The organism is Nitrosomonas sp. (assembly GCF_019752095.1).
Lineage (GTDB): Bacteria > Pseudomonadota > Gammaproteobacteria > Burkholderiales > Nitrosomonadaceae > Nitrosomonas.
On record NZ_JAIEMO010000013.1, the window covers coordinates 45952 to 60565 of the forward strand.

General features: G+C 42.6%; 12 protein-coding genes. 9 read left to right on the forward strand and 3 right to left on the reverse strand.

Going from position 1 to position 14614, the window contains the following annotated elements:
* The first annotated feature begins 394 nt into the window (after positions 1-394).
* Together K2Q13_RS05510 and K2Q13_RS05515 are read left to right on the forward strand one after the other, a co-directional pair.
* Positions 395-2836, forward strand: a complete 2442-nt coding sequence (locus tag K2Q13_RS05510) for an EAL domain-containing protein (RefSeq protein WP_292919785.1) — start codon at positions 395-397, stop codon at positions 2834-2836.
* Positions 2837-2884: 48 nt separating this feature from the next.
* Positions 2885-4285 (forward strand): PAS domain S-box protein, encoded by a 1401-nt coding sequence (locus K2Q13_RS05515; protein ID WP_292919786.1) that lies wholly within the window; start codon positions 2885-2887, stop codon positions 4283-4285.
* Here the strand turns inward: K2Q13_RS05515 and K2Q13_RS05520 are convergent.
* The 3 genes from K2Q13_RS05520 to K2Q13_RS05530 are packed head-to-tail and all read right to left on the reverse strand — an operon-like array spanning position 4263 to position 6151.
* A complete protein-coding gene (locus K2Q13_RS05520) occupies positions 4263-4682 on the reverse strand; it encodes a biopolymer transporter ExbD (protein ID WP_292919788.1) in 420 nt (139 codons plus the stop codon). The two genes, K2Q13_RS05515 and K2Q13_RS05520, sit on opposite strands and share 23 nt — an antisense overlap.
* Positions 4682-5440 carry a MotA/TolQ/ExbB proton channel family protein gene (locus K2Q13_RS05525; protein ID WP_292919790.1) on the reverse strand — a complete coding sequence of 253 codons (759 nt, stop codon included), beginning with the start codon at positions 5438-5440 and terminating at the stop codon, positions 4682-4684. The genes K2Q13_RS05520 and K2Q13_RS05525 overlap by 1 nt, the downstream gene beginning before the upstream one ends.
* Positions 5441-5443: 3 nt before the next feature.
* A complete protein-coding gene (locus K2Q13_RS05530; RefSeq protein ID WP_292919792.1) occupies positions 5444-6151 on the reverse strand; it encodes an energy transducer TonB in 708 nt (235 codons plus the stop codon).
* Positions 6152-6473: 322 nt separating this feature from the next.
* Between K2Q13_RS05530 and K2Q13_RS05535 the strand changes: the two genes are divergently transcribed.
* From K2Q13_RS05535 to K2Q13_RS05565, 7 genes are all read left to right on the forward strand, one after another.
* Positions 6474-6890 carry an RDD family protein gene (locus tag K2Q13_RS05535; RefSeq protein ID WP_292919794.1) on the forward strand — a complete coding sequence of 139 codons (417 nt, stop codon included), beginning with the start codon at positions 6474-6476 and terminating at the stop codon, positions 6888-6890.
* Between the two features lie 219 nt (positions 6891-7109).
* Complete coding sequence (locus tag K2Q13_RS05540) at positions 7110-8042, forward strand: GGDEF domain-containing protein (RefSeq protein ID WP_292919796.1); 933 nt, start codon at positions 7110-7112, stop codon at positions 8040-8042.
* A gap of 162 nt (positions 8043-8204) precedes the next feature.
* Positions 8205-10505, forward strand: a complete 2301-nt coding sequence (locus tag K2Q13_RS05545; RefSeq protein WP_292919798.1) for a DNA translocase FtsK — start codon at positions 8205-8207, stop codon at positions 10503-10505.
* 55 nt (positions 10506-10560) lie between these two features.
* Positions 10561-11187, forward strand: coding sequence for an outer membrane lipoprotein chaperone LolA (gene lolA, locus K2Q13_RS05550; RefSeq protein WP_292919800.1), 627 nt, complete (start codon positions 10561-10563; stop codon positions 11185-11187).
* A complete protein-coding gene (locus tag K2Q13_RS05555; RefSeq protein ID WP_292919802.1) occupies positions 11165-12499 on the forward strand; it encodes a replication-associated recombination protein A in 1335 nt (444 codons plus the stop codon). The genes lolA and K2Q13_RS05555 overlap by 23 nt, the downstream gene beginning before the upstream one ends.
* A 35-nt stretch (positions 12500-12534) precedes the next feature.
* Positions 12535-13851, forward strand: a complete 1317-nt coding sequence (gene serS / locus K2Q13_RS05560) for a serine--tRNA ligase (protein ID WP_292919804.1) — start codon at positions 12535-12537, stop codon at positions 13849-13851.
* A 43-nt stretch (positions 13852-13894) separates the two neighbouring features.
* A complete protein-coding gene (locus tag K2Q13_RS05565; protein WP_292919806.1) occupies positions 13895-14581 on the forward strand; it encodes a DUF6781 family protein in 687 nt (228 codons plus the stop codon).
* The last annotated feature ends 33 nt before the right edge of the window (positions 14582-14614 follow it).

The following is a 14614-nucleotide window of genomic DNA, read 5'->3' on the forward strand; positions in this document are numbered from 1 at the left end:
TAGCAACTCGCCAGCGGACAACGATATCAGATTTACGGGTAAATTCGCGATGCAAAATGAAAACAGAACGACAAATGAGTTCGGTTCCGAAAAATATACCTAACCAAGCAATTATTCTTTAACCATCTAATACCTATCACTTACGCTCCGTAGGATATTTCTGATATTAATTAATTCATTCTTTATGTTACCTTTACAGTAAGTTTGGCGGAGCTGTTCTTTAGCTTTTAATTTTTAAGTGTAAAAAATTTAGAATACCTATGATATTGAATTACGCCAAGACTTGCAGAAAGGTATTCATTACACTCTTCAATTACTTGAACCACAGTCAACAAGTCTTTCCTCGAATTATAAATAGACTCAATATTGATTATTTCATACGTGGTTACGGAATATGAATGAGCGCTTAAAAATACTGATTATCGAAGACGAGAAAATAGTTGCGCTAGATCTAAAAAGACGCCTGTCCAAATTAGGCTACGAAATAACAGGTATGGCTGCCAACGGTCAAAAAGCGCTGGCGTTAATAAGCCAAGCTCCCCCCAATATTATTTTGATGGATATCCATATTCAAGGAAACATGGATGGCATTGAAGTAGCCAGTATATTGCAGAAAACGCATAGTATTCCAATTATCTATCTCACTGCTTATTCCGAAGAACAAACCCTAATTCGTGCAAAAGCTACCAAGCCATACGGATATTTATTAAAACCATTCTCAGACAGAGAATTAAACATTATTATCCAAGTCAGTATAGAACGCTATGAAAGCGATACTTTATTAAAAAAAAGTGAGCAGCACTTACGCCTTGCGTTAGAGGCAGCACACATGGGTACTTGGGAGGTGGCAAGGGCTTCACATAACATATTTATGGGCAAAAGTCCCAAAGGTACTCTTGAACCCATAACTGATTGGGAAAGCTTCTTTCTTACAATTAATGAAAACGACAAACAGAGAATTCTCAATTTTATTGACAAATTATGCAGTAAAGAAGGATTTTCAGCAGAAATAGAATTTAGTGTAAATACTCATACAGAAAAAAGCATATGGTACAAGTTATACGGCAAATCATTTACGAATGGTGATGCTGGCAAGCACCAAGTCGTCGGCATCTTACAGGAGACCACTGAAAATCGGCTGGCCAGAGACCGTTTGGCGCAGGCAGCCACCGTATTTAGATGCTCCACAGAAGGCATTATTATTCTTAACAAGAATAGGCTAGTTGATTGCGCCAATGATGCCTTTCATTCCATAACCAAGTACCGGGAACAAAATATAAAGAACAAAGAATTACCTTTTCTTACCCATCAATCTCTGGGCGCAGTCATCTATGAAGAGTTGTGGCAAAGTGTTGAGAAGCACGGCCATTGGCGTGGTGAAATCAAAGTATATAAAAAAAACAAAGAGGCCATGTATATCTGGCTTACAATCGGACTCATTCCCGTCGAGGCAAATAGGGGAAGACAATTTGTCGTGATGATATCGGATATCACAAAAATTCGTGAAACGCAGAAGCAATTATCACATTTTGCATACTACGATAACCTTACAAACTTGCCTAATCGTATGTTAACCAAAGATCGACTTAATCAGGCAATAGCGTTAGCAACTCGAGACTCATTCATGTTAGGCGTATTATTCATTGATCTGGATAACTTCAAACGTATCAACGATACTTTTGGACATAAACAAGGTGACTCTCTGCTATGCCTTCTTTCGAAAAAAATGCTATCCGTATTACGCCAAAGTGATACGTTAGGAAGGTTGAGTGGTGACGAATTTATTGCTATTGCTACAAATATTGAATCCCATGATGCCCTGATAAAAATCGCCAAGAAAATTCTGGATTGCGTCTCGGAACCGGTATACATCGATAGTATGGAAATAATTCCGTCGTGCAGTATTGGCATCAGCGTATATCCAAGCCATTCCGATCATTCAGATCATTTAATTCAAATGGCAGACACTGCCATGTATGAGGCCAAAAATAACGGGCGCAATAATTACGCTTTCTATCATCCTGGTTTGACACAAATAGCCATTCATCAACTCACGCGAGAAAGAGAATTACGTCAAGCGCTAATCAACAATGAATTTTTACTTCATTTTCAACCACAATTTTCTTTAGATAATAGAAAAATAACCGGAGTCGAAGCGTTAATTCGTTGGATGCACCCCAAGCAAGGATTGTTATCTCCCGCAGAAATTATTCCTATTGCCGAATCAAGTCGACTCATCATCGATATTGGCAATTGGGTTCTGATGGAAGCATGCAGGCAATTACATCAATGGCGAATTGAGGGCTTAGATAATTTGCGTATGTCTGTAAATGTTTCAATACGTCAGCTCGCAGATAAAGACCTGCAAAAATATATTGCCAGTTTATTGCACCAGTACTCTCTTCCAGCACATTTACTCGAACTGGAAATCACAGAATCCTGTCTACAAAACGAATTAATTTATATCACCTGTTTGGAGCAATTAAAGAAGCTTGGAATACTCATCTCCATAGATGATTTTGGCACAGGTTATTCTTGCTTGAGTTCGTTAAAAAATCTCCCCATACATCGTTTAAAAATCGACCAAAGCTTTATTAAAGGAATCCCGTTGGATAAAAATGATTGTGCGATTGCAGCAGCGATTCTGGCACTCTCACAGAAGCTTAATCTTCAGGTAACAGCTGAAGGTATCGAAACACGGGACCAGGCTACTTTTTTAATCAGTCATGGTTGCTTTGAATTACAGGGTTATTTTTTCAGCAAACCCGTTTCTCCCAGCCAAATACCCAGTCTAATACGAGAATTCCCAGAAAAATTAACTAACTTAGAATTTTAATTGTTATTTTCCTAGCTACTTTGACTCATGACTAAATAAAAGTAAAACATGACATCTAATCGGTATAAGAAATTCAGCAACCCTGAAGAAATGGTATATCTTGCTGTTGAGGCTTCTCCCAATGGCATGGTGATGACTAATAGTGATGGTGAAATTGTCATGGTTAATTCAGCTTCGGAGAAACTTTTCGGTTACTCTCGACAAGAGCTCATTGGAAAATCTATAGAAATTCTAATTCCAGAGGAATTTCGTATACATCATCCAGAATTACGGCTTACTTACATTAAGGAATCAAAATCTCGTCCAATGGGTCATGGCAGGGACCTATATGGACTACACAGGAATGGTAAAAAATTTCCGGTTGAAGTTGGCCTTAATCCCGTTGAAACTAAAAGTGACGGCACCTTCGTACTAGCTGTTATCGTCGACGTTTCTGATCGCAAACAGGCCGAGAAAATGATTCATCTAGCTGTAGAAGCATCACCCAACGGCATGGTAATGACTGATCATCAAGGAAAAATCATAATGGTCAATTCTACCACCGAAGAATTATTCGGCTATCAACGCCAGGAAATGATAGGAGAACCCATAGAAATACTCATACCAATATCACATAGAACTCAACATCCTGAATTAAGGAGGAGTTTCTTGGAACACTCCAGCAAACGCGGCATGGGGCATGGGCGCGATCTTTATGGTTTACATAAGAGCGGCAAAGAATTTCCGGTTGAAGTTGGCTTGAATCCTATTCAAACAACTGAAGGAACTTTAGTGTTAGCTTCTATTATCGATATCACCACGCGCAAACACCAAGAAGAACAACTTATGGCCGCTCTGAAAGAAAAAGATTTATTATTATCGGAAATTCATCACAGAGTTAAGAACAACCTGCAAATTATCGACAGCCTTTTAGGAATGCAATCCGAAACTGTATATGACAGCACTGCAATCACCGTTTTGACAGAAAGTCAGAATAGAGTTAAATCGATGGCATTAATTCATCAAATCTTATATCAGTCGCAAGATTTCTCACGAGTAGATTTTTCCAGCTTTATCGATTCTTTAGTAAATAATCTTTTAGTTTCTTACACACCAGAAACTTCTAAGATAAAAACCAAAATTGAAACAGATGAAATTCTCATCCCAATCAATATCAGTATCCCTTTAGGTCTCCTTCTAAACGAATTATGCACAAACGCAATAAAGTATGCTTTTCCAGGAAATCGTTCGGGAACGATTCAGATTAACCTAAAACATCATAATTCAAACCAGTTGTTGATACGTATTAGTGATAATGGAATTGGTATATCAGATGATTTTGACATTGAAAATACGCCTACACTAGGTCTACAACTCGTTCAATTGTTAAGTGAACAGATAAGCGCAGAGTTAACTATTCACCGCAGAAATCCTACAAGTTTTACACTCATCTTTCCGAAGGATCTGTAATAAAGCCGATTCTTGTCATGCCTGCTTTAGCCGCAATGCTCATTACCCGTGCAATATGTTCATAGTGCGCCAATTTATCTGCATGAAGATGTAATTCAGCTTCAGGTTCCTGGCTTATTTTTGCAGCAAAACGCGATGCTAATTGCTCCAATACTTCGGGCTCTCCATTCCAGAATAGGCTACCATCCGCACGTATAGCCAATTCAACATGCTCAGTTTGTGTGATATTTGGAACATTCTCTGCTTTTGGCAGATCAATCTTGACGGAATGAGTAAGAAGTGGTGCTGTAATAATAAAAATGATTAACAATACCAGCATCACATCAACCAGCGGCACCACATTAATTTCTGACATAGGGGCCTGGCGCCCGCTATCTTGCATACTTCCAAACGCCATTATTGCCCCCTTTCCATCGCAACATCAATTGCGCTTGTGCTTATTTCGCGCTGCAAATGTGGCGCAGAGAATGGAGTATCATTGTTATCTCCAACCGTTATCAGTATAAACAGATCATGTGCAAAAGCTTCCAAACGCGCAAGCCAGATACGATTACGACGTACAAAAGCGTTATAGGCAAGCACTGCTGGAATGGCTACCGCCAGCCCTAACGCTGTCATGATTAATGCTTCGCCAACAGGGCCAGCGACCTTATCTAGAGTGCCCTGCCCCGAAAGTCCAATTTGTATCAGCGCATGATAAATACCCCACACCGTGCCAAATAAACCAATATAGGGTGCTGCCGAACCTGCTGTTGCGATTAACGTCAGGCCATTCTCAACTCGAGTAGCTTCCTGATCAATACCATTGCGTAAAGTACGCGTTAGAAACTCACTTGTCCCCCCTGCAGCAGCTAATTTATGCATGCTGTGTAATTTAGAATCAGCTGCCGCATCAATACCCAGCTTAGCAAGCTCTGAGAATGCATTATTTGGTACAGCGTTTCTTAACTCAATATGGGCCGTTTGTAGTGAATCAAAACTCCAAAAATGCTTCAAAAAAGCCTCAGCACGGCGTTTAGCAATTATATTTGCAATACTTTTTGTGATAATCAGATACCAGCTCGCAATCGATAGTGATGATAGTAATACAAGTACACTGATGCCCACTCCATCAATCTGATCGAGAAAATGAGAAAAGCCGAGTCCTTGTTCCATGAATTAATTTCCTTGCAGTACAAAATTAAAAGGCTGTAAGGCTATCGCTCGAACGGGCTGGCCGTTACGCAACGACGGATTACAGTGCCAGCTCTTCACTGCAGCCAATGCCGCAGTATCAAGACGATCATAGCCACTGCTATTAAGAACTTTTGCATCATCAATACGCCCACTCTCATCCAGCTCTACACGCAACACCAATTTACCCTCTTCACCCATGCGTCGCGAAATGGCAGGATACGCTGGCGGAGATAATTTTGGGCAAGAAACGGATAATTCCGAAGCCAACGTCATAGGTCCCGTTGGCATTTGTGCTGGTGCAGCATCCGGTAAAGATATGGATTCCCTCGTTTGCTCCCGAACCAGTGCCGGCAATGGCTCTGGCACAGGCTCGACATTCTCTTGTTTAGGAATTGCGGGAGCTCTAGCAACAAGACGCTCTTGTTTGGGCTTGAACACAGGCTTTTTGGCTGGCTGAAGCCTAACAGGCACAGGTTTCGGCAATGCTTCAGGAGCGGCACGCGGTATTGACGGAGTAATTAGCTCAGCAAACAATGTAACCATCTGATCAGGAGCTGTAATTAAGCGCTGATTCCATAACACATAAAATAATGCAGCGTGCACTACCAGTACAAACAACAACCCCGGCAACGAGATAAGGCGTTGTTGCTGCTCAAGATATTCACTATTTCTCCAAGAGAATGATTGCATTACAGAATAACAAATCCAGAAAAATATACTTATTATTGACTTGAAAATACTGCAAGCTAATGCGCTGATTTGACAAATAACATGTATGTATATGAACGCTACACCAACCAATGCACTGCTCTAAATATACTGACCAGAAACTAAGCTGGCCAGCATTTCATGATAACGCAAACGATAATAATTATCAATCAGTAGATTAAGCTTAATGTGGTGATAATTTGTCAAAACGATACAGAAAGTCTTTTCATGCACAAAAATTCTTTTCCACTGCATAGGCTGACAGATAGTAATATAGTGCGATCACATCCGATCTAATTCAAACATGACTTACACCACACCCGGTTTCTGGCGTCGCATTATTTGTCTGATTTATGAGTTTCTGCTTCTATTGGCCGTTTTGCTATTTGCGGGATTTATTTTTCATCTTATCTTTAAAGACACGCAAGCTTTTTATTTCCGGCCATTATTTCAATTTTATCTACTCTTAGTTATGGGATATTACTTCACCTGGTTTTGGACACATGGCGGACAGACTTTGGCCATGCAAACTTGGAAGATGCGTGTTGTGACTGCAGATGGCGACAGTTTAACAAAGAAACAAGCCATCATTCGTTACCTGCTCGCAATAACAGGTATTTTTCTTTTTGGGTGCGGAATCATCTGGGCGTTTTTTGACCGTGATCACCAATTTCTCCATGATCGTATAGCAGGGACTCGTATCATTTTATTGGCAGGCTAAGGCTCAATAAAAATCAACTAATCCTTTTACGATAGTCGACTCATTACTTTGTTTCTTTTATAAAAACTTACATGCGCATTTTTAGACTAAGTTATAAAAAAGTGTATACTAAACGGATTGTTATGATTTCCACTACGTAAATAATTAAGAATTTAAAGAATGGTTTCAATAATCCGTTAATATAACAACCTCACATCTACATTAGCGATCATTTAAATAATGCGTAGCCAAATTTTCTCAGCAATCACTAGCTTGAAACTCCATCTTAGAGAACTCCCCATCCAAGCTAACTGCTTTGTTATCTTTGCCGCAACAATAGCCATTTTCGTCACTGATTTAAGTCTCCCCTTGGGTGTTGCCGCTGGCGTCCCTTATGCACTGGTAATATTCGCTAGTCTATGGGTCAGTGGAGTTCAATTTACCTATCTAATTACCACGCTCGGATTTACTCTAACCATTGCGGGATACTTTCTATCATCGTACATGGTTGTCCCGTTAGATATTGTATTGTTTAATCGGGGGATCACTTTATTACTGATCATTTGCTCCGCATACATGGTGATTAAAATCAAAAGAGCAAATGTGGATATCACTACGTTAATGAATCAGATATTGATCGATCCTGTCACGGGATACAAAAACCGCCAAGCTTTTGAAACCGAACTCGATACAGAAATAGTGCGTAGCAAACGATATCAACGGAGTTTATCCATCGCGATTATCGATATTGATCTTTTGAAATTATTCAGTGACAACTATGACTATAAAAGCAAAAACGATTCCATTAAAAGAATTTCCCAAGAAATTAAAACTAACATCAGAATAACCGATTTTCTTTATCGTATTGATATCAATGTATTTGCCATAGTATTTTCTGAGACAGATTTGATCGAAACTAAAAAAGTATGTGAAGCTATACGCAAGAAAATCTCTTCCGTCATAGATAAGAACGCTGATAACAAAATCATGATAAGCATCGGTATCGCGATGCTTGAAGAAACAGATAACAAAATCAATCTCTGCAAACGCGCAGAAAATGCACTCTTTATTTCAAAACAAAATGGAGGACATCAGGTTTCCACCTTGCCTACGATCGCCAACAAAGAAAAAACCACTGTCGCCGCCATTTTGTCACGCTCGAGATCTGATTGATTCCATTTTATTGACACAAATCAAGCATCCTCTGCACAAATACATCAATTCTTTTTAGCTACAGAAAAAATGCATTTATCGATGCATTGAAGAAATTACTTCAAATTCTCTTATATAATCCAGGGTATCCATCAGACAAAACCTTACGTTTCTGAGACACCCATGAGTTTATTGAACAAGCCGATGGCCAAAAAATCAAGCGGCCATTCCTTCTCACCCAGAGTAGCCCGATTATTACGTGAATCCGGGCTATTGATATTGATGGGTGCCGCACTTTATCTAATATTGATTTTTACTAGCTATGACCGTAGTGATGCCGGCTGGTCGCATAGCGGTGACTTTAATCAGATCCAAAATGCAGGGGGACATGCCGGCGCATGGCTAGCTGACTTATTGCTGTATTTATTTGGTGCATCTGCATGGTGGTGGGTTCCTTTCTTTCTGTCTGCAATTGCGTGGAGCTATCGCCGAATAGATACAGTCGGTATCTTTGATCGGCATTCCGCGTTACTTTCTCTTGGCGGTTTTTTACTGTTGTTATCAGCCAGCAGCGGTCTGGAATCGCTCAGATTTTACTCCATCAACATTTCACTCCCTTTACTACCGGGCGGAATGCTAGGCAACACAATTAGTCATTATCTCTCGCAAATACTGGGATTTACGGGCGCAACTCTGACATTATTAATACTTATCGCTGTCGGCTTTAGTCAATTTACCGGCTTGTCATGGGTTCGATTTGTAGAAATGCTTGGTGAAAGTGTTGAAAATCTATTATTACTACTCAAAAATGCATGGGAAACAAGACAAGACAAATTTGCAGGTATCGTTGCATCTCATGTCCGAGGAAAAGCCGTTGAGAGCGAGAAAAAACGCATAGAAAATAATCCGATTCTGCATATCGAACCACCGACAACCAGTATTATTAAATCTCAGCGCATTATCAAAGAGAAACAGCCTTCCTTATTTTCGGATTTGCCTGACTCACCACTACCGCCATTGCGTCTTCTAGATGAACCGGATAAAGATTTTGAAATATTATCCAAAGAAACCCTTGAATTCACCTCTCGCCTGATTGAACGGAAACTCAAGGAATTTGGTGTCGATGTTAAAGTTGTTGCAGCCTTCCCCGGGCCTGTCATCACCCGCTATGAAATTGAGCCGGCTATTGGCGTCAAGGGCAATCAAGTCATTAATCTGGTAAAAGATCTGGCACGCGCATTATCGGTTGCCAGTATCCGGGTAGTCGAAACTATTCCAGGAAAAACCACCATGGGACTGGAAATTCCCAATCCTAAGCGCCAAATTGTCCGACTCCAGGAGATTCTCAGTTCTCAGGTGTATGCCGATTCCGTTTCACCATTGACCATTGCATTAGGTAAAGATATCAGCGGGCGTCCGATTGTATCGGATTTAGCTAAAATGCCTCATGCGCTGGTAGCTGGAACCACCGGTTCAGGCAAATCGGTTGCGATCAATGCAGTGATTCTAAGCCTTATTTATAAAACCACACCCGATCAAACCCGCTTGATCCTGATTGATCCAAAAATGCTGGAACTATCGGTATATGAAGGCATTCCGCATTTACTGACGCCGGTTGTCACCGATATGCGCGAAGCTGCTAGTGCATTACGCTGGTGTGTCGCCGAAATGGAGCGTCGTTATAAGCTGATGTCTGCATTAGGTGTGCGCAATCTCGGTGGTTACAATCAGAAAATACAAGAAGCGATTAAAAATGAAGAACCCGTAGTTGATCCGCTGACGCTACCTGAGGAAGAACAAGAATATCTAGAAGAATTGCCACTGATTGTCGTGGTCATTGATGAGTTAGCCGATTTGATGATGGTCGCCGGCAAGAAAGTTGAACAATTAATTGCTCGGCTTGCGCAAAAAGCACGTGCATCTGGCATTCATCTGTTATTGGCAACCCAACGCCCATCCGTTGATGTGATAACCGGTCTGATTAAAGCAAATATTCCAACCCGAATTGCTTTTCAAGTATCGAGCAAGATTGATTCACGTACCATCCTCGATCAAATGGGAGCCGAAGCCTTACTGGGTCAAGGTGACATGCTGTACTTACCGCCCGGCAGCGGCTATCCGCAACGTATTCATGGTGCTTTTGTCGCCGATCATGAAGTGCATAAGGTGGTTGAATATCTTAAAGAACATGGAGAACCCAACTACATCGAAGAAATTCTTAAGATCGATGAAGAAGACAGTGATGCCGGCAATTCACTCGATTTTAAAAAGCCATCCGAAGGTGAGACCGACCCGCTCTATGACGAAGCCGTTGCCATCGTAATCAAAACTCGCCGGGCCTCTATCTCTCTCGTGCAAAGAAATTTGCGAATCGGCTATAATCGTGCCGCCCGTCTTGTAGAAGATATGGAACGAGCCGGCTTGGTTTCTTCAATGCAAAGTAACGGTAATCGGGAAGTACTAGCTCCGGCACGTAACGAATAATCCAATTTCCAGCTGCTATACTTTGCTCTACACACCCATTTCATTAAAGGAACCTATGGTCCGTTTAAGCTGTTCCACTTTCTGCTTGCTGCTGCTCAGTCTGATACCAGCCCTGGCTGAAGCAACTGCTATCAACAGTCTTAAAACCTTCATTCAGGAAACCCGCACAGTTCGAGCAAACTTCTCACAAACACTGTACGATAAAAATTCCCGTGCCATCCAAGAATCAACCGGCACCATGCAGTTCGAGCGTCCTGAAAAATTCCGCTGGGCTTATGAAAAACCATACGAGCAACTGATTGTTGGCAACGGCACGCAAGTCTGGTTTTATGATCATGACCTCAACCAAGTAACTGTGCGCCAATTCAACCTCGCTATCGGCAGTAGTCCAGCCGCATTACTCGCCGGCAGCAGCACGATTGAAGACAATTTTGAATTGGTTGAGCTAGGTGTACAAAACGAAATGGAATGGCTCGAAGCAATTCCCAAAAACAAAGAAAGCAACTTTGAGTTCATCCAGATGGGGTTTTCTCCGGACGGTACGCTCAAGGTTATGGCATTGCGGGATAATTTCGGACAAACAACATTATTGTCGTTCTCTGAACTGGATAAAAACCCCACCCTACCTGCTGATTTATTCACATTTATTCCTCCGGACAATGCAGACGTCATCAGTGAGTGATTTGGACCTTTTTTCGATTAATGCACCCAAAGCACCATTGGCAGAACTACTGCGCCCCAGACAACCAAGCGACGTCATTGGACAAAATCATCTGCTTGGCGCAGGAAAACCACTGCGGTTGGCATTTGAGTCAGGCAAACCGCATTCGATGATTTTATGGGGCCCGCCAGGAACCGGGAAAACTACACTAGCTCGTCTCATGTCAACTGAATTTGATTGCGAGTTCATTGCCCTATCTGCCGTGCTGTCGGGCGTCAAAGACATTCGCAATGCGATTGAGCAGGCTCAGTTAGTCCTGCAACAATCCGGTCGGCATACCATTCTTTTTGTTGACGAAGTGCATCGCTTTAACAAATCACAGCAAGATGCTTTTTTACCGTACGTAGAACAGGGCTTAATCACTTTCATCGGTGCCACCACGGAAAACCCATCATTTGAAATTAACAACGCACTGTTATCGCGCGTTCAAGTGTATATACTCAACGCCTTATCAGAACAGGAATTATCCAGATTATTTGAGCGTGCTCAAAATTTAATTCTGGATAAAATGCAATTTTCTGATGAGGCAAGGAATTTACTAATCGAATTCGCTGACGGTGATGCCAGACGTTTACTAAATCTGCTAGAACAAATTCATACTGCAGTCAGAACTGAATCCATCACGCAAATCAGTAAAGATATTGTCCTCAACACGTTATCACGCAATGCACGCAGCTTTGATAAAGGCGGCGATGAATTTTATGATCAGATATCCGCACTACATAAATCTGTTCGCGGATCTTCACCTGATGCAGCGCTCTATTGGCTGTGTCGCATGTTGGATGGCGGCGCCGATGCGCTGTATATCGGACGAAGATTGATTCGGATGGCAGCTGAAGACATCGGCCTGGCAGATCCACGTGCTCTACGCTTAACATTGGATGCCTGTGAGACTTATGAGCGACTAGGCAGTCCGGAAGGCGAATTGGCGTTGGCACAAGCTACCTTGTATCTGGCCTGCGCGCCGAAAAGTAACGCCGCCTATCTAGCTTACAAGAAAGCACGCTCCTTAGTTGCCCAGGATAAATCACGCCGCGTCCCATTGCACCTGCGAAATGCACCCACCAAACTGATGCAAGATATCGGCTATGGAAACACTTACCGCTACGCGCATGATTGCCCGGAGGCCTACGCAGCGGATGAAAATTATTTTCCGGATGAAATGCCTGAAGTGAATTTTTATCAACCAACTGCTTTCGGACTGGAACAAAAAATTCAAGAAAAATTGGCTCATTTACGAAATTTAGATAAACAAGCAAAACGTAAACTATAAAATTCAATTAATACCAGTTATTTTGGAGTTTTTGCATGTTAGAAATTCAACAACTACGCACTGATCTGAACAACATTACCCAGCAACTCGCCAAAAGAGGCTACACTTTTCCTGCCGAAGCATTTAATGCTTTGGAAGCAGAACGCAAAATAATCCAAACCCAAACACAAGAACTTCAGGCACAACGCAACACAGCATCGAAGAAAATCGGCCAATCTAAAAGCAAGGGAGAGGATACTTCGGCGATTATGGCTGAAGTAGCGCATCTAGGCGATGCATTGAAACAAACGGAAAATCAGCTGGAGCACATTCAACATCATTTGCAAAAAATTCTGCTCGAGGTTCCCAACCTTCCGCATATCAGCGTACCCGAAGGCAAAGATGAAACAAGCAATGTGCGAATTCGACAGTGGGGCGAACCACGACAATTTGATTTTGATATCAAAGACCATGTCAGCATCGGAGAAGGCCTCGGATTGTTGGATTTTGAAACCGCTGCCAAACTCAGTGGGGCACGCTTCAGCTTGATGAAAGGCGGCCTTGCTCGTCTGCATCGGGCGCTGGCTCAATTTATGCTGGATATACATACGCTGGAACATGGTTACATCGAAACCTATGTACCCTATCTGGTAAGTCGGGATAGCCTACGCGGCACGGGACAACTTCCCAAATTCGAACAAGATTTATTTGCCGTGACCGCCGGTGGCGTGGAATCTTCCTCTACAGAAAATACGCCTGAATATCATCTCATCCCCACTGCGGAAGTACCCATTACCAACATGGTGCGCGATGAAATCGTGCCGCTGCAATCGCTGCCGCTCAAATATGTCTCACATACGCCCTGCTTCCGTTCTGAGGCCGGTAGTTATGGCCGGGATACGCGCGGGCTGATTCGTCAACACCAATTTGATAAAGTAGAGCTGGTACATATCGTTCACCCGGATCAATCCTACGAAGCACTGGAACAGCTGGTCGGACATGCGGAAAAGATTTTGCAGAAACTAGCGCTGCCATACCGAGTCATGGCTTTATGCACCGGCGATATGGGTTTTTCGGCAGCAAAAACTTATGATATTGAGGTTTGGTTGCCCGCGCAAAACACCTATCGGGAGATTTCCTCCTGCAGCAATTGCGAAGCGTTCCAAGCCCGCCGCATGCAAGCACGCTTTCGTAGCGAAAATGGCAAACCGGCGTTACTACACACATTAAACGGCTCTGGTCTGGCCGTCGGGCGAACGCTAGTGGCCGTGTTGGAAAACTACCAGAATGCGGATGGCAGCATCACGATACCCGAAGTTTTGCGCTCCTATATGAATGGCCTTGACCAACTCGAGAGTAGCGGCGCAAAATGAAAACCAAACACAACGATTCACTCTTCTTATAGGAAGCCTCATCATGCAGAATGAACACACCGATCAACCCAACCATACATCTGACAACGACAGCAAGCTCAAAACACTCGAAGCTGAGGTGCGCGAAGCGATTGCCAGCGGCACGCATATCCAGGAAACCGTGCGCCGGCTAACTCTGGAAGCCATGAATGCAAAACATATCGATCTGGAATCCTTACAGCGAATTATCACCGCGGTGATGGATGGCGTGCACGACGGCGCAACGCACCAGCTACAACATGCAGCCAATCAAACGCAAGCAGCAAAATCACAAATTACTGAAGCTGTTACAGGACTCGATTCTGCATTGGCTGGATTTGCCGAAGCCTCCAAACTAGCCGTTCAAGAAGCAACCAGTCAGGCCAGGAAATTCTCTGAGACCGAATTAAAGCGCACTCGCTCTGATCTGGAAAGCCTGGAAAGTTTATTCGTCGACACCCTGCATCGTACCGGTACAGCAGCGCAAGGCGTGATTTCAGAGATTCTGCTCGACTTGAGTCATCATGCAAAAAATACCGGAACCACAGTAGGTTCGCAGTTACAAGAAACTTTGGCCATTCTCGCGCAACAAATTGCATCAGTCGGACAATCTCAGCTAGAAACCGGCGCCACCCTCGCGCAAAAAACAGCCGAATTTGTTGGTAAAATCACTCAAGGCGTGCTATCGGGAATCAAAGATAAATCCAAATAAAACTATTGTTGAATTCGATCGATTAAACGAGTC